The 21,581-nt window shown below is 70.9% G+C and carries 25 protein-coding genes and 1 tRNA gene; 11 read left to right on the top strand and 15 right to left on the bottom strand.

Annotated elements, in window-relative coordinates:
• Positions 1-203: 203 nt before the first annotated feature.
• A complete protein-coding gene (locus AB0B14_RS29415; RefSeq protein WP_357525365.1) occupies positions 204-899 on the bottom strand; it encodes a hypothetical protein in 696 nt (231 codons plus the stop codon).
• A 160-nt stretch (positions 900-1,059) separates the two neighbouring features.
• On the opposite strand from AB0B14_RS29415, the gene AB0B14_RS29410 reads away from it, so the two are divergent.
• Positions 1,060-1,132 (top strand) — tRNA-Arg (locus AB0B14_RS29410).
• Positions 1,133-1,206: 74 nt separating this feature from the next.
• Here AB0B14_RS29410 and AB0B14_RS29405 read toward each other — a convergent pair.
• Positions 1,207-1,569, bottom strand: a complete 363-nt coding sequence (locus tag AB0B14_RS29405) for a hypothetical protein (protein ID WP_357525363.1) — start codon at positions 1,567-1,569, stop codon at positions 1,207-1,209.
• 513 nt (positions 1,570-2,082) lie between these two features.
• On the opposite strand from AB0B14_RS29405, the gene AB0B14_RS29400 reads away from it, so the two are divergent.
• Positions 2,083-2,307, top strand: coding sequence for a winged helix-turn-helix domain-containing protein (locus tag AB0B14_RS29400; protein WP_053653030.1), 225 nt, complete (start codon positions 2,083-2,085; stop codon positions 2,305-2,307).
• A 10-nt stretch (positions 2,308-2,317) separates the two neighbouring features.
• Here AB0B14_RS29400 and AB0B14_RS29395 read toward each other — a convergent pair whose 3' ends face one another.
• A complete protein-coding gene (locus tag AB0B14_RS29395; protein ID WP_357525361.1) occupies positions 2,318-2,896 on the bottom strand; it encodes a hypothetical protein in 579 nt (192 codons plus the stop codon).
• A 4-nt stretch (positions 2,897-2,900) separates the two neighbouring features.
• A complete protein-coding gene (locus tag AB0B14_RS29390) occupies positions 2,901-3,359 on the bottom strand; it encodes a DUF4304 domain-containing protein (protein WP_357525451.1) in 459 nt (152 codons plus the stop codon).
• 249 nt (positions 3,360-3,608) lie between these two features.
• Between AB0B14_RS29390 and AB0B14_RS29385 the strand changes: the two genes are divergently transcribed.
• From AB0B14_RS29385 to AB0B14_RS29375, 3 genes are all read left to right on the top strand, one after another.
• Positions 3,609-4,649: a GTPase gene (locus AB0B14_RS29385; protein ID WP_357525359.1), complete on the top strand. Its 1,041-nt coding sequence runs from the start codon at positions 3,609-3,611 to the stop codon at positions 4,647-4,649.
• A 73-nt stretch (positions 4,650-4,722) separates the two neighbouring features.
• Positions 4,723-5,103, top strand: a complete 381-nt coding sequence (locus AB0B14_RS29380) for a VOC family protein (RefSeq protein ID WP_357525449.1) — start codon at positions 4,723-4,725, stop codon at positions 5,101-5,103.
• A gap of 295 nt (positions 5,104-5,398) precedes the next feature.
• Positions 5,399-5,554 carry a hypothetical protein gene (locus AB0B14_RS29375; RefSeq protein WP_357525357.1) on the top strand — a complete coding sequence of 52 codons (156 nt, stop codon included), beginning with the start codon at positions 5,399-5,401 and terminating at the stop codon, positions 5,552-5,554.
• A 128-nt stretch (positions 5,555-5,682) separates the two neighbouring features.
• Here AB0B14_RS29375 and AB0B14_RS29370 read toward each other — a convergent pair whose 3' ends face one another.
• Positions 5,683-5,985 carry a MerR family transcriptional regulator gene (locus AB0B14_RS29370; RefSeq protein ID WP_357067091.1) on the bottom strand — a complete coding sequence of 101 codons (303 nt, stop codon included), beginning with the start codon at positions 5,983-5,985 and terminating at the stop codon, positions 5,683-5,685.
• A gap of 684 nt (positions 5,986-6,669) precedes the next feature.
• Positions 6,670-7,239 carry a helix-turn-helix domain-containing protein gene (locus tag AB0B14_RS29365; protein ID WP_357525354.1) on the bottom strand — a complete coding sequence of 190 codons (570 nt, stop codon included), beginning with the start codon at positions 7,237-7,239 and terminating at the stop codon, positions 6,670-6,672.
• Between the two features lie 96 nt (positions 7,240-7,335).
• Between AB0B14_RS29365 and AB0B14_RS29360 the strand changes: the two genes are divergently transcribed.
• The gene (locus tag AB0B14_RS29360) at positions 7,336-8,274 is read left to right on the top strand and encodes an oxidoreductase (RefSeq protein WP_357525352.1); all 939 of its coding nucleotides are present in this window, start codon (positions 7,336-7,338) and stop codon (positions 8,272-8,274) included.
• 60 nt (positions 8,275-8,334) lie between these two features.
• Here the strand turns inward: AB0B14_RS29360 and AB0B14_RS29355 are convergent, their stop codons facing one another.
• On the bottom strand, positions 8,335-8,742 hold the full coding sequence (locus tag AB0B14_RS29355; RefSeq protein WP_357525350.1) for a four-helix bundle copper-binding protein: 408 nt from the start codon (positions 8,740-8,742) through the stop codon (positions 8,335-8,337).
• A gap of 89 nt (positions 8,743-8,831) precedes the next feature.
• Entirely contained in the window at positions 8,832-9,842 is a 1,011-nt protein-coding gene (locus tag AB0B14_RS29350) for a hypothetical protein (protein WP_357525348.1), read from the bottom strand.
• 336 nt (positions 9,843-10,178) lie between these two features.
• Between AB0B14_RS29350 and AB0B14_RS29345 the strand changes: the two genes are divergently transcribed.
• From AB0B14_RS29345 to AB0B14_RS29330, 4 genes are all read left to right on the top strand, one after another.
• Positions 10,179-11,357 (top strand): ATP-binding protein, encoded by a 1,179-nt coding sequence (locus AB0B14_RS29345; protein WP_357525346.1) that lies wholly within the window; start codon positions 10,179-10,181, stop codon positions 11,355-11,357.
• A 55-nt stretch (positions 11,358-11,412) separates the two neighbouring features.
• Positions 11,413-12,555 (top strand): hypothetical protein, encoded by a 1,143-nt coding sequence (locus AB0B14_RS29340; protein WP_357525447.1) that lies wholly within the window; start codon positions 11,413-11,415, stop codon positions 12,553-12,555.
• Entirely contained in the window at positions 12,528-13,241 is a 714-nt protein-coding gene (locus AB0B14_RS29335; protein ID WP_357067077.1) for a response regulator transcription factor, read from the top strand. The genes AB0B14_RS29340 and AB0B14_RS29335 overlap by 28 nt, the downstream gene beginning before the upstream one ends.
• Before the next feature lie 72 nt (positions 13,242-13,313).
• Positions 13,314-14,036 (top strand): hypothetical protein, encoded by a 723-nt coding sequence (locus AB0B14_RS29330; protein WP_357525344.1) that lies wholly within the window; start codon positions 13,314-13,316, stop codon positions 14,034-14,036.
• 56 nt (positions 14,037-14,092) lie between these two features.
• Here AB0B14_RS29330 and AB0B14_RS29325 read toward each other — a convergent pair whose 3' ends face one another.
• The 5 genes from AB0B14_RS29325 to AB0B14_RS29305 all read right to left on the bottom strand — a co-directional run bounded on the left by AB0B14_RS29325 (position 14,093) and on the right by AB0B14_RS29305 (position 18,766).
• Complete coding sequence (locus AB0B14_RS29325; RefSeq protein ID WP_357067073.1) at positions 14,093-14,845, bottom strand: lysophospholipid acyltransferase family protein; 753 nt, start codon at positions 14,843-14,845, stop codon at positions 14,093-14,095.
• Positions 14,846-14,923: 78 nt separating this feature from the next.
• Positions 14,924-16,984 (bottom strand): glycogen debranching N-terminal domain-containing protein, encoded by a 2,061-nt coding sequence (locus AB0B14_RS29320; protein WP_357067071.1) that lies wholly within the window; start codon positions 16,982-16,984, stop codon positions 14,924-14,926.
• Positions 16,984-17,355: an SCP2 sterol-binding domain-containing protein gene (locus tag AB0B14_RS29315; protein WP_357067069.1), complete on the bottom strand. Its 372-nt coding sequence runs from the start codon at positions 17,353-17,355 to the stop codon at positions 16,984-16,986. Before AB0B14_RS29315 ends, AB0B14_RS29320 begins: the two co-directional genes overlap by 1 nt.
• Positions 17,356-17,559: 204 nt before the next feature.
• On the bottom strand, positions 17,560-17,976 hold the full coding sequence (locus AB0B14_RS29310) for a CBS domain-containing protein (RefSeq protein WP_357525342.1): 417 nt from the start codon (positions 17,974-17,976) through the stop codon (positions 17,560-17,562).
• 73 nt (positions 17,977-18,049) lie between these two features.
• A complete protein-coding gene (locus AB0B14_RS29305) occupies positions 18,050-18,766 on the bottom strand; it encodes a TMEM175 family protein (protein ID WP_357525340.1) in 717 nt (238 codons plus the stop codon).
• Between the two features lie 362 nt (positions 18,767-19,128).
• Between AB0B14_RS29305 and AB0B14_RS29300 the strand changes: the two genes are divergently transcribed.
• Positions 19,129-19,710 carry a nucleotidyltransferase family protein gene (locus AB0B14_RS29300; protein WP_357525338.1) on the top strand — a complete coding sequence of 194 codons (582 nt, stop codon included), beginning with the start codon at positions 19,129-19,131 and terminating at the stop codon, positions 19,708-19,710.
• 18 nt (positions 19,711-19,728) lie between these two features.
• On the opposite strand, the gene AB0B14_RS29295 is transcribed toward AB0B14_RS29300, so the two are convergent.
• Positions 19,729-20,169: a PPOX class F420-dependent oxidoreductase gene (locus tag AB0B14_RS29295; protein WP_357067061.1), complete on the bottom strand. Its 441-nt coding sequence runs from the start codon at positions 20,167-20,169 to the stop codon at positions 19,729-19,731.
• A gap of 188 nt (positions 20,170-20,357) precedes the next feature.
• The gene (locus AB0B14_RS29290) at positions 20,358-21,383 is read right to left on the bottom strand and encodes an aspartate-semialdehyde dehydrogenase (protein WP_357067059.1); all 1,026 of its coding nucleotides are present in this window, start codon (positions 21,381-21,383) and stop codon (positions 20,358-20,360) included.
• Positions 21,384-21,581: the final 198 nt, after the last annotated feature.

Below are 21,581 nucleotides of genomic sequence, written 5' to 3'. Positions count from 1 at the left end.
GGTGCCGGCCGCACGGGCTGCCACCGAAGGAGTTCCGCCCGACCTCGCACCAGCCGACGTGCCGACGGTTGCCGGGGCCTCGACCGGCGGCGACTCGACAGTTGTCGAGGCTGGCCTACCGGAGAGCCGACGTTCCGCGACCGACACGGCGGGTGCGGCGACAGCCGGCGGCTGACCATTCCGGAGGGCGTCGCCGGGCGCGTTCAGACGTCGCCGGGCGTCGCCAGAAGGACGGCTCGGATCCGGTCGAAGGTCGCTACCGGGTGCTCGCCGACGCCGGGCAGCACCAGGCCCAGGCAGTACGGCGACAGCTCCCCGGTGGCGTCGGGCTGGACGACGAAGATCGGTGCGCCGACGTACCCCTGCGGCAGTTCGGTGGTGATCCGCACGGCGTCCCCGTCGCGGACCACCCGCTCGACCGCGACCTCCAGCGGACGCGACCCGTCTTCGCGTACCCCATGGGCCAGCACGAAAGCGGAACCGGCGTCGGCGGTGAGGCGGGCGACCACCTCGGGCCCGGCGGCGATCCCCGCCGGCACCGGCTGGACCCGCCACCGCCAGCCGCCGTCGCCGGCGTACCGGTGCAGGCCGGCGGTCGGCAACACCGCAACCCCGTCGCCCGGAAATTGTGCCCAGCCGGGCACGATCTCGGCCGCGGAGACGGCGGCCGGCGCGACCCCCGCCGGCTCGGTGACGCTCGTCCGCAGCCCCAGCTCACCACCCGACGCGCCGACCAGGTCGGCCGCCGTCAGCAGCGACTCCCCCACCGGGTCGCCGCCGCCCTGGAAGAAGAACGCGGTGCCACAGTCGTCGTCCGACCGGTACGGCAGGATGGCGCGACCGACGACCTGGCACAGCTCGTAGGCGACGTCGCTCTCGGCGTCGGGATCCAGCAGCACCAGCCAAAGGTACGGTCCGAGGCCACGCCGGTCCGCGGGAACCCAGATGCCCGCCACGGGGCCAACGTGAGACCCTGCTCGGCAACGTGGACGCGGGCACCCTTTTCGCCGCCGGGCAGTGGGGCGGCGGTACCCTCTGGGCGCGACATCCACGCCACACGCGCCCGTAGCTCAGCGGATAGAGCAGGGGACTTCTAATCCCAAGGCCGCAGGTTCGAATCCTGCCGGGCGCACCTATATCTGCCAGGGGAATCACCCCCAGCCTCTGATCTCCGACCCGTCCCGGACCCACCTCGACCCCACCACGTCACCCGTGGCCACCCGTATGCCGAGCCTGCGTGGCCTGGCGCTTCGGGGTGGCCGGCACCCCAGCGGAGCGGCGATCTTGGCGCACGTTGGGGATGGCAGCCGACCGTGTCGGCTTGCGGGGCGCGGGAGCGGGGCCCTGTATCTGCAGTCCGGCCGGCTGCACGAAGATCGACCGGCGGGCCACCGCGTCACCCTTGGCGTCCAGTTCGTATCCGTCGAGCCAACACCACTCGTCATAGGTGGTCTTGGTCCAGTCATCGAGCACCCGGATGACTCGGAACATGATCGGCTTGATGAACTGCACGCTGGCCGAGCGGGTCACGTGCACCAGGTCGCCGGCCTTCGGTAGCTGCGGGCTCATCGGGGATCACCGGCCAGCCGCCAAGCCATCAACCCGGCACGCACTGCCGCATGACGTGGGCACCAGCCGTCCGGGTGGCAGCGGTGGCAGGGCTTCACGTGGTGGTCATCGATCACGACTCACCGCCGGGCCAATGCCACGATTGATCGGGATGCGATGGCGGGCCCGGCAGGGCAGTTCCCCGCCGCAGCGGCACACCCTGCGCCAGCGCTTCCAACTCCAGACCGGTCGGTGCCGGCGGGCTAGCGTCAGCGCGGTGGCCATCAGGTAGTCGTCATAGCAGATCCGGTTCATCAGCGCTCCAGGCGGTCAGACCACTGTGGACCGTCAGGGCGACGGGATCCACGCCGCCCTGACGGGGCTGACCTTCGTTTGCCGAACCAAGGGCAGCCATGAGCAACATACGTCACTATCTGACGTAGGTAAGGCCACGGCGCGTGATCCTCTTGCATCACTTGCTGACGATGGTTGGTGCGTGTTCAGATGGCAGGGCCGAACCAAGGGGAACGAACAATGCCCTCCGCACCTGCCGAATATCGACGCATTGCCGACGAACTGACCGCGAAGATCAAGAGCGGCGAGCTCACGCCGGGGACGAAGCTGCCCAGCACAAGCGAGCTTGCCGACCAGTTCGACGTCAGTGTGGCCACCGCGTACCGTGCCGTCTCGCTCCTCCACGACCGGGATCTTGTCGTGGGACAGCCGGGGCGCGGGGTCTATGTCGCAGGGGAGAAATAGGCTCGCGGTGTCAGCGCTGGCCGTGACGCCTCGCCAGTTCGGCGAGGATCGTGCAGGGACGCTCGGCCCCCTGGTGCCAGGCACTTCCCGCTACCGCCACGGGATAGCTGACCTCCCTGACCTGCCGGTCGGCGGTCTCGACGGAGAACCGTAGCGACAGCGGCTCGCTCCCGAAGGCGAGTGCGCACTCGATGCGCACCTTGACACTGATCCAGGTGGTGCCGCCGGGGCGTACCAGTCGAGACTGGCCGGTGTCCTGGACCTGGACCCCAGGTCGTTGACCGGTGGCCGACTTTACCGTGATGGGCGCGGGGCCGGCGTTGATGACCGCCAGTTGCCCGTCCATCTGGACGACGTCGGTGTCCGCGCCCAAACTGCCGCTGGATACCGGAAAGGCCACAAGGGAGACTGCCGCGTTGCGCTGCCGCTCCTCCCGCGACGAACGCAACACACCGACACCGGCACCGCCGAGCACGATGCCGACCGCGAAGGCGGCCACCAGCCGTACGTTCCACGTCCGGCTGGCCGCAAGGCGGGCAGGCTGGGGGTCGTTCTCGACGAGGTCAATCACGTGGTGCTCGGCCGACATCGCGTCAGCCTAGGGCTCTCCGGGGCCGGCCGGCCGCCCCTGTTCGAAGGTGCTCGCGGAGAGCGGGAAGGCCGTACGCGCCGATGGCGGCGACGACCTCGCTCGCGACGTCCGTGGCCTCGACGTCCTCGTTCAGGTCCCACCAGACGTCCTGGTCCACCGGCATCAGGTGGCCGAGCCGCCAGGACCACACGAAGTCACCGTAGTAGGTGCCCGGCGAGGGCTTCAGGGGTAGCTGGCTCTGCGCACGCCTGCGGGACTCCCAGACGATCCGTGGTACGGCGCAGAGGTTGACCGTGAACGTCAGGTGCTCTCTGGTGTTGAACCGCGAGGACTGGAAACCCAGCAGTGCCCAGGACTCCGGGTCCGGCAGGGTGTACCGCGAGCCCGACCCGGTGCAGCCGAGGGCGCGTAGCGCGGGAGCGACATCGTCGCGCAGCATCGCTCGATAGGTGGCCTGCACGACGCCCAAGTCCTCACCCGCTCGTGGTCGGAGAGCCGGAACCTGACGCCAAGCATGAACGACCTGGCAAGAGCAGGGCGGTACGACGTCTCGGACGGTGCGGCATTCGGCACATCGGTTGGCGCCCAAGATCGGCCTGTCGCGCTTGACGGGGTGTGGGACGCTCACCATCAGTAGGGATCCCGTTGCACAGACAGGAGCCTGGTGAGCCCAAAAGCCCCCAAGCAGCGCTCGACCCGGATCCTGGTGGTGGGCCGGACCGGCGTGGGCAAGTCGAGCATCATCAACTCGGTGGTCGGCACCACGGTCGCCGAGACGGGAAAATACCGACCGACGACCGCCAAGATCGAGCGGTACGACGCCAAGTATCGCGAGTCGACAATGGTCCTCATCGACACGCCCGGGTTCGGTGACGCCGGGTGGGACCGGTCCAACGACGAGCGCTATCTGGCGCTGATCGAGCAGGAGGCCGGCGAAATCGATCTTGTCCTGTTCGTCACCAAGCTCGACGACACCCGGGTCGAGCGCAGCGAATACGACACGCTCGGGGCGCTCACGAAGCAATTCGGCCACGAGCTGTGGGACCGTGCCGTCGTTGTGCTCACCCGCGCGGACAAGTTCACCCGCCGCGACTACCCCGAAGAACTGGCCCAGCGAAGCGCGGCGCTGCGCGAAGAAATGGTGAAGGTGATCGGCGACCGCGCCCACCGGATCCCCTTCGTCCCGGTGACGAACACCCGGGAACGCAACCCTGATCGGTCACGGTGGATGGCGAGGCTGTGGCTCGCCATGTTGGAGCGGGTGAGCGCGCCTGGGTTCGACGCGTTCGTGCTGTCGACCATCTCCCGGGTCACCAGCGAGACCGACTCCGAGGAGGGCGACCCTGACCCGCCACGACAGGCCACCCCGACACCCCCCGCACCCCGGCGCCGCAAGGGCACCGCCGTCTCCCCGGCGCCGACGCCCGCTCCGGCTCCAACTCCGCGGCGGGCGACCACGCCGGGTGCCGCGACGCCGGCTGCCGTTGTCCGGCCCGTCGATCGGCGCCCGACGTCCACCCCACGCACGACGACCCATTCGTATGTCTCCGACGGGGTGCCCGTTCACCAGACGACGATCAACGTCGGGTCTGGCGTCGCCAACATCACCGTGACCACTCAGCAGAGCGCCAAGACTGAGGCCGTGATCGCCACGAGAGCGTCGACGGGCCTGTTGGACAAACTGAAGGCGGCCGGCTCCTGGATTGTTTCTGGAATCGTGGCCGGAGTCATCAAGATCCTGGGACAGTAGCGGTCCGCCCGAGCCCCGCGCCGCTGTGCCGCCCCGACGCAGGCTGCCGCGTTGATAAGGTCGCGCCGTGTCGATGTTCCGCAGCCCTCAGGTGATTCTGTTCAGCGAGGACGTGCCACGCGCCGCCGAGTTCTACACCGGCCTCGGCTTCACCGAGACCTTCCGGGTGCCGGTCGAGGGTGAGCCGATCCACATCGATCTCGTGCTCGATGGCTACAAGATCGGCATCGCCTCGGCGGCCTCCAGCCGCGCCGATCACGGGCTCGACCCCGTACCCCAGGGGCAGCGAGCCGCGGTAATCCTCTGGACCGACGACACCGCCGGCGCGTACGCCGACCTCACGGCGAGCGGTGCCCCCGCCCTGGCCGCACCGCACCGGTGGCTCGACCACCTGCTGATCGCGTGGACCGCCGACCCGGACGGCAACCCGATCCAGATCGTCCAACGGCTCTGACGCATCCATCATCGAGCCACGCCCTCCGCCACCGACGTACCTCCGTCTGAGAATCGGCCCGAGGCGACGCTCCGCCAGGGACGCGAGCCGACTGCGTGGGAGGAAACATGGGGTACGAACTGCACGTCACCCGGGCTGCGGAGTACTACGAGAGTGAAGAGCACCCGATCGCTCTGGACGAATGGCTCTCCTACGCCGAACGCAGTCCGACGCTCACCCAGGGTGGAGGATCTGGTGGGACGAGGACCGCCACCCCTTCTATGTGTTCACCTGCGCCGATGGAAGCGTTGTCTCCTTGACCTGGTTCGAGGGTGCCATCGACATCAAGGGCCACTTCGACGGCGACGCCTACCGGGAATTCGGGAGCCTCGCCGAGGACTTTCAGGCACACCTTCAGGGCGACGACGGCGAGCGGTACACCCCGAGAGGTGTCCTTCCCGGCAGTAATTAGAGGCGGGTTGCACGCCTCCTGATGCCAACGAGGTCCAGCCCGGTAGATGACGAACGGTCCCTGCCCTGGCGGGAGGGACCGTGTGGCGCTCGGCGTCACAGGTGCGGGGGCCGACGCGTGGGGTGAGTTCAGCCCTGCTGGTAGCGCTCGTTGCGTCGAAGGGCCTCTTCGAGTTGGTCCTCGAGAATGATGATCCGGCAGGCCGAGGCGATGTCGGTGCCCTGGTCGCACATCTCCCGGGCTCGCGCGGCCAGGCGCAGCTGATAGCGGGAGTAGCGGCGGTGCCCACCACTGGAACGCTGCGGGTCGATCAGTTTGGCGTCGCCGAGCCGACGGAGGAAGTCCTGTGAGCAGCCGAGGATTTCGGCGGCACGGCCCATGGTGTAGGCGGGGTAGTCCTCGTCGTCGAGCATGTCGTCGGATTGGGTCATGAAACCTCCATCACGAGGGCCCCGGTGCTCGGAAGCACCGGGGCCCAAGGGTTGTGGGTCAGGAACACCATCTGCCGACGGAACGTCGGCTTGTCTTGTCCGCACCGGCCGTCAACGACGGCATCGGGTGCGAGGATCGCATAAGCGTGACCGGAGACCACCTCTCGCTCGATGGATACTGCGGTGTCCGCGCCCAGCCCACGACTGCGGCTGGCAGCGGGCGATCCAACGGTGTAGTGCCCTCCCTTGCCTCTGATTTCCTCTGCCATTCCTCGTGCTGTCCGTCGGTGTCCGAGCCCCACGCGACTTCATGGCCCTGACACGGCGACGAACCTTGCTTACCTCGGGTGAAGCCCTGAACGAGCCTCGGCCTCACCCGCAACTTCTCGTGCGTAATACCAACTGCGACAGAACCGAGTGGGCCCGAGAGCTTCCCGGCCCGACTCCCTCGCCCTCGGGTGGGGCGGTCACGTCAGCGTCTTTACTTGCTCCGTCTTTGACCTCAGGAACGTTAGCTCACGGCGGCAAGGATATCTAGCTTTTCGCACAGAGATTTTCTCTGCCAGCCGGAGCAACCCCGCCGGCCGTGCGGCGGAGAGCGACGCCGGCGAGCCGGGCGGACGCTGTGCAGCCCACAGAAACACCCGGCGGGCGTGCCGGCCGTCAGGGCCGTGGCACCGCCGCCTAGCTGGCGCGAAGACCGTCGCGGACGACGGCGATGACCCGGTCGCGGGCGCCAGTGTCGGCCGGGTCGACCTCCCGGGCGAGGCAGCCGCTCATCAGGGCCTTGACGTCGGCGAAAGTGATGTCGCCCCGAACCGCGCCCGCTTGCTGGGCGGCCTTCAGCATGGTGTGCAGTCGACCTGACACGTCACTGCCGGCCTCGATGGCGGCCGACTCGATGTCGAATCCGCCACCGGCCAGCGACTCCGCCAGCCCCCGGTGATCGGCGCCCTCGTGGATGAGCGCGGCGAAGAAGGTGAAGAAGGCCGTCCCCGGGTCCTCGGTGGCCGCCAGGGAATCCGCCCGCGTGGTCAGCAACGCCATGCGATCGAGCAGAACCGCCGCGAACAGGGCCTCCTTCGTCGGAAAATGGCGACTGACGGTGCCGGTGCCCACCCCCGCACGTCGCGCGATCTCGTGTACGGGCACGGAGAGCCCTTCGGTGGCGAACGTCTCGGCCGCCGCCCGCAGCACCGCCGCCCGGTTGCGTCGGGCGTCGGCGCGTGGTGCCCGCACGGGCTTTCCCGTCATCGCGGGTCATCTCCTTCTATTCAAACGGGATGACCGTCCCGTATATTCGCTCCATCCGGGACACTGGTCCCGATTGTAGGGATCAGGGGGAACACCATGGCTACGTGGACCGCCGCCGACGTCGGTGACCAGCACGGCCGCACCGTCGTCATCACCGGCGGCAACAGTGGCATCGGCTTCGAGACGGCCAGGGTGCTCGCGGCCCGGGGAGCCTCGGTCGTCCTGGCCTGCCGCGACCGCGACAAGGCCACGGCAGCGGCCGCCGCCCTGCCCGGCGGGCGCGTCACCATCGTCGACCTCGACCTGGGCTCGCTCGCCTCGGTCCGCCGCGCGGCGCAGGAGCTGCGAGCGCGCCACGCTCGGCTGGACCTGCTCATCAACAACGCGGGCCTGATGATGCCCCCGCTGGGTCGCACCGAGGACGGCTTCGAGCTGCAGATCGGCATCAACCACCTGGGCCACTTCGCCCTGACCGGGCTGATCCTCGACCGACTGCTGGCCACCCCCGGCTCCCGCATCGTGACCGTCAGCAGCTCGGCGCACCGCCAGGGCGCGATCGACGTCGACGACCTCCAGTTCCAGCGCCGCACCTACCGGCCGACAACCGCCTACGGTCAGTCGAAACTCGCCAACATCCTGTTCACGTACGAACTCCAGCGTCGCCTCAGCGCGGCGGGTGCGGAGCCCATCGCTGTCGCACTCGAACCCGGCATCATCTCGACCGGCCTCCAACGCCACGTCACTGGCGCGCTGGCCGCCGGCATCGCGGTCGTCGGGAAGCTGATCGGCCAATCCACTCCGGCGGCCGGCGCGCTCGCGACCCTGCGCGCCGCCACCGATCCCACGGTCAGGGGCGCCGACTACTACGCCCCGGACGGTCGGCTGCTGAACGCCTCGGGTCACCCGGTCCCGGCTCGTTCGAGTTCCGCGTCACACGACGTCGACACCCAGCGCTGGCTGTGGACGGAGTCCGAGCGGCTGACCGGAGTCACGTACTCGTTCACCAGCCGGCCCGACACGGACACCGCCGCCTGATGACCCCCGCCGGCCGGCGAAGGCGGAGCTGGAGCGGGCCCTGTCGAAGTAGGGCAGCGGTCAGCTCATCGTGGCCAGCAGGTCCCGACAGGCCCGCTCGCAGGCCCGGCAGGCGTCCGCGCAGATCCGGCAGTGTTCGTGCTGGTCGGCGTGCCGGGCGCACTCGTCACCACACGACCTGCACGCGGTGGCGCACGTCTCCAGCAGGCTCCGGCTGAGGTTCGCGTCGTAACCGGTGTGTCGGGACAGCACCCGGGCCGTGGTGGCGCAGATGTCCGCGCAGTCCAGATCTGTCCGGATGCACTTGGTCAGGTCGGCGACCATGTCCTCGCTGAGGCAGGCGTCCGCGCACGCGGTGCAGGCCTGGGCGCAGTCGTTGAGGGCGTCGATCGTCGCCGCCAGCTTCGCGCGGTCCAGGTTGATCGACTTCGGGTACGTCTCCAGCATCGACATCGTGGTGCTCGGCATCGGGGAGTCCTCTCGTCGGGTCCCCCCGGCCCTACCCGAAGTCTCGCCCCGCACACCTCGCCCCGCGCGGTGATCCCCCGGTCACCGGCTCAGACCGGCCCCAGCAGGGCGGCCAGCGCGTCGTCGCCCTGGCCGAGCTGCGCCCCGCCGCTCGGCGGCGCGACCAGGAAGCGTCGGCAGCCGTCGAGTTCCACGTACCGGTCGGGGCCGCCGGTGCCGTCCAGCGGCCGCAGCACCGCGAAGCGGGAGGCCGGCGTGGCACAGTCGGCCACCGCCCGACGGTTGGCGAACGCCCGGAGCACGCCCGCCTGGCGCTCGGCCGGGAGCGGTCCGCCGTACACGAAATCACCCGCCGGTTTGCCGCTGCCCCGCTCTGTCGCGGGCACCTGGTAGACGCACAGGCGCAGCGGCTCGGCGGTCGCCGACGTGGGCGGCGCGGGCGGCCCGGCGCGGCCGATGGTGGTCTCCACCGCCACCATGTCCGTCCACCGTTGCGAGCATCCGGCGGCCTCGGCCGCCGGGGCTTCGACCTGCCCGATGGTACGGGTGTCCACGGTGGTCATCGGCAGCTCGGCGAGCGCCGTCAGCACCTCGGGGCGGGGTTTGCCGCAGGAGTCCGTCGGCACGTACGGCCGCAGCCAGCGCCCCCGGTCGTCGAGCAGGGCCAACCACGGCGGGACGACCAGGTCGAGTGTGCAGGCGACGTCCCCGTCCGATTCCTGGTCGGGCAGGCGTAGCGCGGTGAGCAGCGGCGCGATCTGCTCGGCGCGTCGCTCGGTGGCGACCTGCTCCTGCCCTCCGTTGGGGCCCGGAGTGATGGTCCGCCCGCAGAGCACGGCGGCGACCGGGGTGAAGGCGGGGTCGATGCGGCCGATCTTCGGTTCGACCCCGGCCGGTGTCGGCGCCCCCGGGTTCGGCACCGACAGGATCGCCCCGGCCTGCGGCGCGGCCTTGGCGCAGGAGGTCCACGCGTCGACGATCTCGGCCGGGCCGGGATCCTTTGCCCCGCCCGGACCGCTGCCCGTGCCACCGCAGCCGCCCAGCGCCACGCCGAGCAGTGCCACCGCCAGTGCCGTTCGACCCGAGCGCATCCGGCTCACCACCTCTCCATCCGAGGATGGGACGAACGGCGGGCGCGCCCGGTTCCGGCCGGGCGGTCCCGGCACCCAAACCCGGTGATCGACTCGGCTTTCGTGATGTCGCGGTGTCAGACCGCCCCGGACACCCCGACCTCCGCGAACCCGAGTGGATCATGCGCCGGCCGCCGGCCGCCGGCCGCCGGCCGCCGGCCCGAACGTCGCGCCGCGCAGCACACCGTGACGCATTAGCGACACCGTGCGCACATTGGGTTACGCTCGGCATCACCCATGCTATTCTCCGATGTCGATCTCTGCCGCGCGGACCCCTTCCGGGTCGTTGTCGGAAGGACACCTCCGATGCCGGCCGTTGCCGCTCCCGCCGGGCCGCCGCCCACGCTGGACAATCCCGCCGGTGGTGCGCTCGTCCTCATCTTCACCACGATCCCGGCACTGCTGCGCCTCACCTGCGGTGTGATCGGTGGGGCGGTGGCCCTGTCGGTGCAGGCCCCGCCGGTCGACCCAGCCGTGCTGCTGCCCGGCGTGGCAGCGCTCACCGGCTGGTCGGTCTGGTATGCGTACCGCGCGATACGCCACGGGATCACCCCGATCCTGGTCGCCGCCGACGTCACGGTCACCGCGTTGGCCTGTCTGCTCATCCCCGTGCTTGTCGCACCCGGGGTGCTGCCCGGCGAGGGCAGTTGGATCGCCGTGCTGGCCAGCACCACGGTGATCAACGCACAGGCCACCGCCCCGGCGCGCTGGTCGATCCCGGCCGGGCTGCTCGTCACCGTCACGTACGCGACCGGCGCGCAGACGGCCGGCAACCCCACCGAGGCGCGGGCACACGCGACCACCCTGCTGGTGCAGACCGCCTGCACGGCGATGATGGCGGCGGTGATGCGCCGACGCATCGGTCGCGCCGACCGGGCGTTCGTCGAACATCAGCGGCTGACCCGGCAGGCACTTGTCGCGCGGGCCGCCCGCGACGCCGAACGCCAGCAGAACCGCGACCTGCATGACACGCTGCTCGGCACCCTCACGATGGTGGGGCTCGGTGCGGTGCAGGGGTCCTCGACCACCTTTCGCGACAGGTGCGGCGCCGACCTGCGTACCCTCGTCGCACTCACCGACGTCGGCCCGGTGGCCGGCGACGGCCCGGTGCCGCTCGATGGTCGGTTGCGGGCCGTGGCGGGCCGACTGCCCGAGCTGTCGGCGGAGCTGGCTCTGGCGCCGTGCGCGGTTCCCGCCGGGGTGGCCGACGCGATTGGCGAGAGCACCTACGCGGCGCTGTCCAACGTGGTCCGGCACGCGCCGGGCGCGCAGGTCACGCTGCGGCTGAGCCGGCACGCGGTCGGCGTCGTGGTCGAGGTCGCCGACGACGGCCCCGGCTTCGACCCGGCCACCGTCCCACCCCACCGGTACGGGTTGCGCGAGTCGATCCACGGCCGGATGGCAACTGTCGGCGGGCGGGCCGACGTGCGATCGGCGATCGGGGCCGGCACCCGGATCCGACTGGAGTGGCCCGGTGTCGGCTGATCTCGGCGCTCCGGCGCCGCACACCGTCACGACGGAGGCACCGGAGGGGGTCGGCGTGCCCGTCCCCCGGGAGCCGGCGTCCACGGCGGGGCTCGCCGCGCCGGCCGCGGTGGCGCACGCGTCCGACCGGGGTGCCCGGATCGTCGCCGTGGCCATCGCACTGGCCTGGCACGTCGCGATCGGGCTGCCGGCGGTGTTGGCCGCCCGGGCGCAGTTCACCGCGCCGACCGTGGTGCTCGGTGGCTGGGCGCTTGTCGCGGTGGCCGGCGCGGTCGCCGGGGTGCAACTGCTGCGCGGCTCGCCGCTACCGCCGTGGCTGCTGGCCGGGCTGCTGCTGGCCGTCGACGTGGCGGTGTTCGCCGCGGTCGGCGAGGAGCAGTTGTTCACCGCGGCCAACTGGGTGTGGGGCACGCTCGGCTGGTTCTTCGTGCTGGCGCTGTGGGGTCGCCGGGTCGTGGGGCTGCTCGTGCTGCTGAGCACGCACGCGACAATCGCGCTGGTCGCGGTGCTCGGCCACGGCCCCGACCCGGCCGACGTGGCCCGCTACGTGATGTACGTCTACGGCACGTTCTCACTCCCGGTGGCGGTGTTCGTGGGCAGCGCGACGATTGTGAGCCTGGCTCGGAAGCGGGCCGCCGTCTCCGCTGCCGCCCACGCGATGGCGGCGGAGCGCGCTGCCGCCGAGCGTGGCCTTCGGGAACGCCGGGACCGGCTCGCCCTGGTCAGCTCGGCAGCCGGGCACGTGCTCGGGGAGCTGGCCGCCGGCCAGGTCGACCCGGACGACCCGGAGGTCCAGCGCCGCTGCGTGTTGGCCGCCGCCCGGCTGCGTCGACTGATCGCCGAGTCCGACGACGTGCCCGACCCGCTGCTGCACGAGTTGCGGGCGGGCGCCGACCTCGCCGAACGCAACGGCCTGCCGATCGACCTGGTCACCATCGGCACCCCGCCGCCGCTGCCGGTGGAGATCCGACGTCGGCTGGCCGAGCCGCTCACCGGCGTCCTCGCCGACGCCCAGGGCTGGGCCCGGCTGACCGTGGTCTCCGGCCCGGAGGGGGTGGTGGTCAGCCTGGTCACACCGGACCGGGAGGGGCCGGACGGCACCGGCCCGCCCTCCGGGGAGTACGACGACGGGCAGGTAGAGCACCTCTACGAACGGGACGGAAGCATCAGATGGGCGCAGACCCAGTGGCGGCGGTGACCGGTGACCGGCCGATCGGGGTGGCGATCGTCGATGATCACCCGGTGGTGGTCGAGGGTGTGCGCGCCTGGCTGGCCAGCGAGCCGCGGCTGACCGTACTGGCCACCGGGGACGACCCGGACGAGGTGCTGCGGGCGGCACCGGACGCCGACGTCGTCCTGCTCGACCTGCGGCTGCACGGTCGGATGGCACTGGACAAGCTGGCCGAGTTGAGCGCCACCGGGCGGCGGGTGGTGGTCTATTCGGAGCACACCGACCCGCAGACCATGCTCGCCGCGCTGGACGCCGGGGCGGTGGCCTTCCTGGCCAAGCACGAGGGTCGGGAGCACTGCGTGGCGACTGTGCTGGCCGCCGCGAGCGACCGCCCGTACGTCCCACCCGCACTGGCCGGGGCGATGGTCGGCGACCCACGACCGGACCGGCCCATGCTGTCCGACAAGGAGCGTGAGGCGCTGCTGCTCTGGTTCCAGTCGATGTCGAAGGCGTCGGTGGCCCGCCGGATGCAGATCAGCGAGCACACGGTGAAGCAGTACGTCGACCGTGCGCGGATCAAGTACACCCGGGCGGGGCGGCCAGCCGCCACAAAGGCGGCATTACTCGCCCGCGCGATCGAGGACGGACTCGTTCGCCCGGAGGAGATCGGCATCTACCGGTCACAGGCGACACACGACCGGACGACCCCCTAACAGGCGTCATGACAGCGGCCCTCCGATCCGACAGGCTTCATCCACAAGCCAGCTGACCGGAAGGTCGTGACGATGCACGCCGACACGTCCCCCTTCTTCATCGGTCCCCACCGGTTCGACGCTCCGGACGACGACGTGGGGCCGGCCCTGGATCGCCGCTACAACCTGCGCCCTTCGCCCGGTGAGCGGGTGCTCGGGCGGCACCAACTGTTCGTCGCGGGCTACCTGCTCGGGCCGAGCGAGGCGCGGCACCGCTGGCAGTTGCCCGGGCCGGTCTCGGTGACCGTCACCGACCAACGGATCTGCTGGGTGGGCAGCGGCGCGCAACTGTCGCTTGTGGTCGACGACGCGCCCCGGGCACGGCCACCCGCTCGACTGAACGGCCTGATGAGCGGGCAGATCCGCTGGCAGTGGCCGTCCCGCTTGGAGTTGCCCGCCGTCGAGCAGGGCGCGCCGGCGCAGTTGCTGATCGTCTGCGACGCGTTGCGCACCATCCAGCAGCCGGCGCTGGCCCTGGGCGGAGCCTCCGCCGCGGTGGTGGAGTTGGCCCGGCAGGTCCGCCGGGCGGTGGCCATGTTCCGGCTCACCCGCCCCCAGCTTGTCGACCTCTCGGCCCAGGAGCGCGACGTGCTGCTACTGCGGGCCGGCCCCGGCCTGCTCGCCGGGGACACCCGGGTCACGCTGCCCGGCTCGCTGCCGGTGGAGTTCCACTCCCGGGACGACTACTACCGGTCGGGGCCGGAACCGGCCCCCTGGGATGGGCTCGCGGGCGGAGCAGCATCCGGGCATCGCTAAGCCCGACGACCCACGCCACTGCGTGCCTGGTGGCGCCGCACCCGGTCGTGTCGACGTCAGACGCTGGGCGCGCGTTGCTCGTCGGAGGCGTCCAGGGCGGCGGCCTCCTCCGGCGTGGGGGCGCTGCCGCCCAGGTGCGCCGGCAGCCACCAGGTGTCGTCCGGGCCGGCCGGCGCGTCCGGATATTCCCGCTGGGCCCGCTCGACGAGCGCGCTGAGCCTGGTGGTCAGCTCGGTGGCCAGCATGTTCGGGTCCGAAAAGTCCGCCGGGTCGATCGGCTCACCGATCAGGATGGTGATCGGCGTGTGTCGGCGGGTGAGCGTGCGCGGACGGCCCTTGGTCCAGAGCCGCTGGGTCCCCCAGAGCGCCACCGGCAACACCGGGACCTTCGCCGAGCGGGCCATCCGGACGGTGCCGCTCTTCAGCTCCTTGACGGTGAACGACCGGCTGATCGTCGCCTCGGGAAAGACACCGACGATCTCGCCGCGCTTGAGGGCGGTGACGGCGGCGCGGAACGAGGCCGCGCCGGCATCCCGGTCCACCGAGATGTGCCGCATCCCGCGCATCAGCGGGCCGGAGATCCGGTGCGTGAAGACCGACTCCTTGGCCATGAACCGCACCAGCCGGCCCGACGCGTTCGCGCCCAGGCCGGCGAAGATGAAATCGAGGTAGCTGACGTGGTTGCCGGCCAACACCGCCCCGCCGGTCCGAGGGACGTGATGGGCGCCCTCGATGGTGATCTTCAGATCGAGGACTCGAAACATCGTCTTGGCGGCGGCGATAACGGGCGGGTACACGAGCTCCGGCATCCGCAGAATCTACCCTGTCAGGCTGCGTGACGGGCCGGCGGCGGCGCGGCTCGCGCGCCGCCGCCGGAGTCGAGCGGGTCAGTCCGCGGACTTGTCCAGGTCCAGTCGGCCCCGGGCGAACGCGTCCACCCGGCCCCAGCGACCCGGGATGTCCAGCACCTCGATGCGGCCCATCCCCACCGGCAGCCGTGGCTCGACCGCCAGGTGGCCGTCGTGCGGCTCCAGGCCGAGCATGGTACGCAGCAGCAGCAGCGGCGTACCTGTCGACCAGGCCTGCGGGCTGCACGCCGTCGGGTACTCCACCGGGAACTTGGTCAACTCCCGCGGGTAGCCGCCGAACGCCTCCGGCAACCGGCCGTCGAAGTAGGTGGCCGCGTCCAGGATGCCGCTGGCGATGGTCGCGGCCTCCTCGGCGAAGCCGTACCGGCGCAGACCCCAGGCGATGAACGAGTTGTCGAACGGCCAGATCGTGCCGTTGTGGTAGCCGATCGGGTTGTACCGGGCCTCCCCCTCGGCGAGCGTCCGCACCCCCCAGCCGGAGAAGAGCCTCGGCCCCACCAGGTGCTGGGCGACCTTCTCCGCCCGCTCCGGTTCGACGATCCCACTCCACAGCAGGTGGCCGATGTTGGAGCTGAGGATGTCGCACTGCCGGCCGTCCGGGTCCAGGGCCAGGGCGTAGAACTCGCCGTCGGCCACCCACCAGTCCCGGTTGAACCGCTCCTTCAGCTCGGCGGCCTCCCGCTCCAACTGGTCGGCGAACTCCGGGTCACCCCAGAACAGGCGGGCCATCCGGGCGGCGCGGACCTTCGCGTCGTACGCGTACCCCTGCACCTCGCAGGTGGCTCGCGGGAACGGCGGCAGCGTGCCGTCGGAGTAGGAGATCGAGTCCCAGGAGTCCTTCCAGCACTGGTTCTCCAGGCCGGTGTCGGTGTTGCGCCGCTCGTACCAGATGTAGCCGTTGCCGACCAGGTCGGCGTAGTTGTCGATCCACCGCAGCGCCGCGCGGGCCTCCTGCTCCAACTCCTTGACCAGCGCGACGTCCCCGGTCCACCGCTCGTACTCGTCGAGCAGCACGACGAACAGCGGCGTCGCGTCCACCGAGCCGTAGTACGGCGAGTGCGGCTGTTCCTCGAAGGCCGCAGTCTCGCCGTACCGCATCTCGTGCAGGATGCGCCCCGGGTCCTCGTCCCGGAAGTCGTCGAACCGGCTGCCCTGGAGCGAGGCGAGGATGCGCAGCGTCGTCTTCGACAACTGCGGGGTGAACGGCAGCGTCTGCAGGCAGGTGAGGATGCTGTCGCGACCGAACATGGTCATGAACCAGGGCAGGCCGGCGGCCGGCAGGGTGGCGCCGCCCAGCGACAGCGGCGAGAAGCGCAGCGCGGCCAGGTCGATCAGCGAGCGCCGGTAGGTGCTGGCCACCCGACCGTGCTGGCTGTTGACCTTCGGCGCGTCCGCGATCCACCGCTCCAGGTCATGTTGGAGGGCGAGCCGCTCGGTGCCGTGCATCCGCAGCCCGAACCGCAGGTCGCGACCGCCCGGCCCGACCGCGTGCGTCTCGACGTCGATCGCGGTTTCCCACTGCTCGTTGGGTTCCAGGTGGACGGTGTACGCGAAACCCCGGTTGTCGTACCGGGCCAGGATCGACGAGGAGATGCTCGTCTCGCGCTGGAAGTTGCCGCGCCGATAACCCAGTCGAAGTCGGTCCGACTCGACCTCGGTGTAGATCTCGCCCTTCTTGTTGAGCACCTCGTCCTTGACCTGGAACAGGTCGGCGAAGTCCGACGCCGCTTCCATCCGGATTTCCAGATCGACAGGCTTCTCGTCGTGGTTGAGAATGGTGAGCTGCTCCCGGAAGCTGCCACCCACCGTGCGCTCCCGAATGATCGACAACTTCGCGTCCACGTAGTGGGTGGCCACCCCCGGGACGAGGAAGAACCGCGACTCGAAGTACTGCAGGTCGTCGTAGGAGAGCGAGTTGAGCCGCTCGCCGTTGACGGTCAGCACCCAGGTGGACAGAAACCGGGTGTCCAGGGAGAACAGCCCGGTCGGTTCGCTCGGAGTCGCCTCGATGTCGCCGGTGTCCTCGCAGACGACGAACGTGTTGCCGTCCAGGATCCGGACCGTGTTGCTCTGCCCCATCAGTACCCCTCCCCCGCGAAGCGTCGACGGGGCCCGCGGGCGTCCGGCGAACTCGGAAAGATCCGCTCCACCTGCACCACGAGCCGGGCGTCACCGGTCACCGTCATGTCGCCACGCAACAGCGCGGCCAGGCCGTGCTCGCGGCCCGCGGCGATGTCGTCGAAGAGCATCGGGCTGGCGTTGATGACCGTGTCGGCCTCCCGGTCCTCCTGGCTCACGTTCAGCCGACCGTGGTCGATCCTCAGCAGCCAGTGCCGGGTCTGCGCCCCCTCGTGCAGGTCTATCCGCAGTGTCCCGGAGGCCTTCGCCAGCAGGGGTTCGTACCCCCGCCGGTCCAGGTCCTCGAAGAACCTCGTGGTCGCGTCCACCATCGGGTCCACTCCTCCCAGTTGCCAGGCCCCGGGATTCCGCACCGCGCTCACGTCGCGCGGACGGCCGGCGTGGCACGTCCCCGCACGGGTCCCCGCCGGTCCCCCGGTCAACCTCGCCCGGATCGGGTGAGCGGCGGCGTCGTCCCGGCACGGCAGCGCCGGCCCTCCCCAGAGGGGAGAGCCGGCGCACCGGGTGGCGCAGAACTAGTTGTTCGGGTCGTCGGCGCTGATGTCCGCGAGCACCGACTGCGGTTCACGCTCGACCGCGAGGTCACCCATCGAGATCAGACCGACAAGGCGCCCATCGTCGATCACCGGAAGCCGGCGTACGGCGTACGTGCGCATCAGGTCCGCGGCGGCCACCACGTCGTCGTACTGACTCACGGTGATCACGTCGCGGGTGGTGATCTGGCCCAGCCGGGTCGCGCCCGGCTCCATGTTCTCCGCGACACCCCGGACCGTGATGTCCCGGTCCGTCACGATGCCGACCACGTTGTCGCCATCGGTCACCACTACGTCACCAATCGCACTGTCGCGCATCTCCTGCGCGGCGGCGATGAGCGTCTCGTTGCCGTCCATCGTCACCAACCGGGTCGTCATGAACTCTCCGACCGTTGTCATGGTGCTCCCCTCTCGGTGTCGGCACGACCCGTCTACCCGCCGCCCGGGAGGGGGTAACGCCGACCGCCGGTGGCTATCCGCGCGAGTGCGGGTGCCGTGGGTGCCGCAGGTGCCGTGGGTGCCGCAGGTGCCGCAACTCGTACAGGCCGCTGCTGGTCAGCGAGAAGAAGATCGGCAGCAGCAGGAAGATCACCAGTGCGAGCAGCGGGTTGGCCAGGTATCCGACGAGAACCGCCAGCCCGTACCCCAGGACACCGGCCGCGGCCCGCGCCCGTTCGCTGGGAAAGAACGAATCCGCGACGGCCTCGTCCAACAGATCACGGTTTCGGGCCAGGTAGTGGTACAGCCCCAGCCAGGTCAGCGAGAGAAACCCGCCGGCCAGGCCGTAGAGGACCACGCCGGCCCGCTGGTCCGCCCGGTCCCCCTCCCGCAGCGCCTGCGAGAGCACCGAGGTGGCGAACGGCAGCAGCGCGGTGCTGAACAGCACCCCGAGGTTGTACCACTGAAGGCCCTTACCGCTGCTGGTCACCCGGTTGAAGGTGGCCCGGTGGTTGATCCAACTGACCGCCACGAACACGTACGACGTCACGTAGGCGAGGTACGCCGGCCACTGCTCGATCAACGCGGCCAGCAGCTGACCGCGTCCGACCCGAGGTGGCTGGAGGTCGAGCACCAGCAGCGTGATGATGATGGCGAAGACACCGTCGCTGAACGACAGCAGACGGGACGTTTCCCGGCGCAGGGGCGGGCCGCCTGGGCGGGCCTCGTCGCTGCTCGTGTCGGCACCCATCCCGCTCCTCCCCGCGTTCCCGCCTTCCTGCGGTCCTGCCTTCCTGCGGTCCTGCCTTCCTGCGGTCCTGCCTTCCTGCGGTCCTGCCTTCCTGCGGTCCTGCCTTCCTGCGGTCCTGGCCTCCTACGGACCTGCCTTCCTACGGTCCTGGCCCCCGCGTCCCGTGGCCGCCGGGTTCACGGCCGCCCCGTGCCCTGGCCGCCGGGTTCACGGCCGCCCCGTCCCCCGGCCGCCGGGTTCACGGCCTCCCCCTCCCCCGGCCGCCGGGTTGGCGGGTCGGCGCGGCAGCGCGTTATACCCGTCGCCGGCCGGCACACCCACCCGTGGGCGATAGCCTCGGCTCCGCTGCCTACCGTGGGCGGATGATGCCGGGCGAGGAGGACTTGCGGGAACTGGTCATCGGCAGCCGTTGGCTGACCCGGGCGCTGGGCGTGGTGCGTGACCCCGGGCTGCCGGACGCCTGGATCGGCGCGGGCGCACTGCGCGACCTGGTCTGGGGCGAGCGCTACGGCGACGGGTTCGACCCGACGACGGTCCGGGACGTGGACGTGGTCTTCTTCGACCCGACGAGGCTGACCCGCGACGACGACCAGGAGGCCACCGCCCTCCTCGCGCGGGCGTGGCCGCAACCACCGTGGGAGGCACGCAACCAGGCGGCGGTACACACCTGGTACGCGGCGAAGTTCGGCGGTGACCCGATCAGCCCGTACCGCAGCGTGGCCGAGGCGATCGCCACCTGGCCGGAGTACGCGACCGCGGTGGCCGTCCGCCTGGACTCGGCCGATCGGCTGGAGGTCTGCGCCCCGTACGGTCTGACGGATCTGCTGGGCGGGATCTGGCGGCACAACCCGGCCCGGGTGGACGTTGCCGCGTCTCGACAACGGTTGGCCCGCCTGCGCCCGACCCGGCGCTGGCCCGGGGTGACCGTGATCGAACCAGGCTGACCAGCAGAGCCGGGCGCGTCAGCTCTGGGGCGACATTCCGTAGATCCGCTCCACGTGCAGGCGCAACACCAGCCGCCTGTCGTCGACCATGGCCTGGCGGTACTCGTCCCAGTTCGGGTGTTCGCCGCGCAGCCCCCGGTAGAGCGCCACCAACTCCTCGACCGTCGCGTCTCCGGGCTCGACGGCGGGCGGGGTCAGCTCGGCGCGCCCGTCGACCACCGCGTACGCCCAGCCGTCCTCGCTGCTGACGTGGAAGGTGGCCCGCGGGTCCCGGCGAAGGTTGGCGGTCTTGGCCCGCCCGTCGGTGACCGACACCCGGATCAGGCCCGCGTCTCGGTCGAAGGCGTGGACCACCGTGGACAGTTGTGGCCGCCCGTCCCGCCTGATCGTCGCCAGCACGCCCATCGGACGGGCAGAGATCAGGTCGGTCAGCGCCTGCTGCGTGCGGTCATCCGGCACGGTTTCCTCCAGGGGTCGGCTTCATCCCATCCAAGCACGCCCGGCCGGCCACCGCCTCGCCCGAACACGACCCCAGCCTCGCCGACCGCCTCGCCCGGACGTGGCCGAGCCCCCGCCGACCGCCGCCTCGCCGGGACACGACCGAGCCCTCGCCGGTCGTCGGCGAGGGCTCGGAGTGACCGTGCCGGTCAGCGTCGTTCGGCGGCAACCAACTCGGCAAGTTGTACCGCATTGAGTGCGGCGCCCTTGCGCAGGTTGTCGTTGGAGCAGAACAGGGCCAGCCCGTACTCCACGGTTTCGTCGGCGCGGATCCGGCCGACGTAGGTCGGGTCCTGCCCGGCGGCCTGCAACGGCGTCGGCACGTCGGTCAGCGCCACCCCGGGCGCGTCGGCCAGCAGCTCGTGGGCGCGCTGCGGCGTGAGCGGCCGGGCGAACCGGGCGTTGATCTGGAGCGAGTGGCCGGTGAAGACCGGCACCCGGACGCAGGTGCCGGAGACCCTGAGATCGGGAATCTCCAGGATCTTGCGGCTCTCGTTGCGGAGCTTCTGCTCCTCGTCGGTCTCGAACGAGCCGTCGTCGACGATCGAACCCGCGAGCGGGAGGACGTTGAAGGCGATCGGCTGGGCGAACGAGCGCGGCGCGGGAAACTCCACGGCCGACCCGTCGAAGGCCAGCCCTGCGGCGTGCTCCGCGACCTTGCGGACCTGCTCGTCCAGCTCGGCAACGCCGGCCAGGCCGGCACCGGAGACCGCCTGGTACGTGGAGACGACCAGACCGATCAGCCCTGCCTCGGCGTGCAGTGGGCGGAGCACCGGCATCGCGGCCATCGTGGTGCAGTTGGGGTTGGCGATGATGCCCTTCGGGCGGTCGAGGGCCGCGTGTGGGTTGACCTCGGCGACCACCAGCGGCACCTGCGGGTCCATCCGGAACGCCGAGGAGTTGTCGATCACCACGGCCCCGGCCTCGGCGACCCGGGGCGCCAACTCCCGGGCAGTGCCCTTACCTGCCGAGAAGAGCACGATGTCCAGCCCGGAATAGTCCGCGGTCGCGGCGTCCTCGACGGTCACCTCGCCGTCGCGCCACGGCAGCGCACGCCCGGCGGACCGCGCCGAGGCGAACAACCGCACCTGCTCCGCCGGGAACTCCCGCTCCGCCAGCACCTGCCGCATCACGCCACCGACCTGGCCGGTGGCCCCCACAATGCCGATCCTCATGCCCCGGAGGCTACCGACCCCACCCCCGAACCCGGCACCCCTTTCCCACGCCCGGGTCCGGCATCACACCCACACCCACCCCGAACCCCCCAACCCCCAACCCGTCCCACCCCCTCCCACCCCCAAACCCTCCGTTGATCATGGAGTTATTGCCGCGACACGCCGGTCGGACGGGCAATAACTCCATGATCAACCGGG

This window comes from Micromonospora sp. NPDC049171, from assembly GCF_040648275.1.
Classification (GTDB): Bacteria; Actinomycetota; Actinomycetes; order Mycobacteriales; family Micromonosporaceae; genus Micromonospora.
Note: the sequence above shows the minus strand (reverse complement) of the source record. Positions and strands in the feature narration are given on the sequence as shown.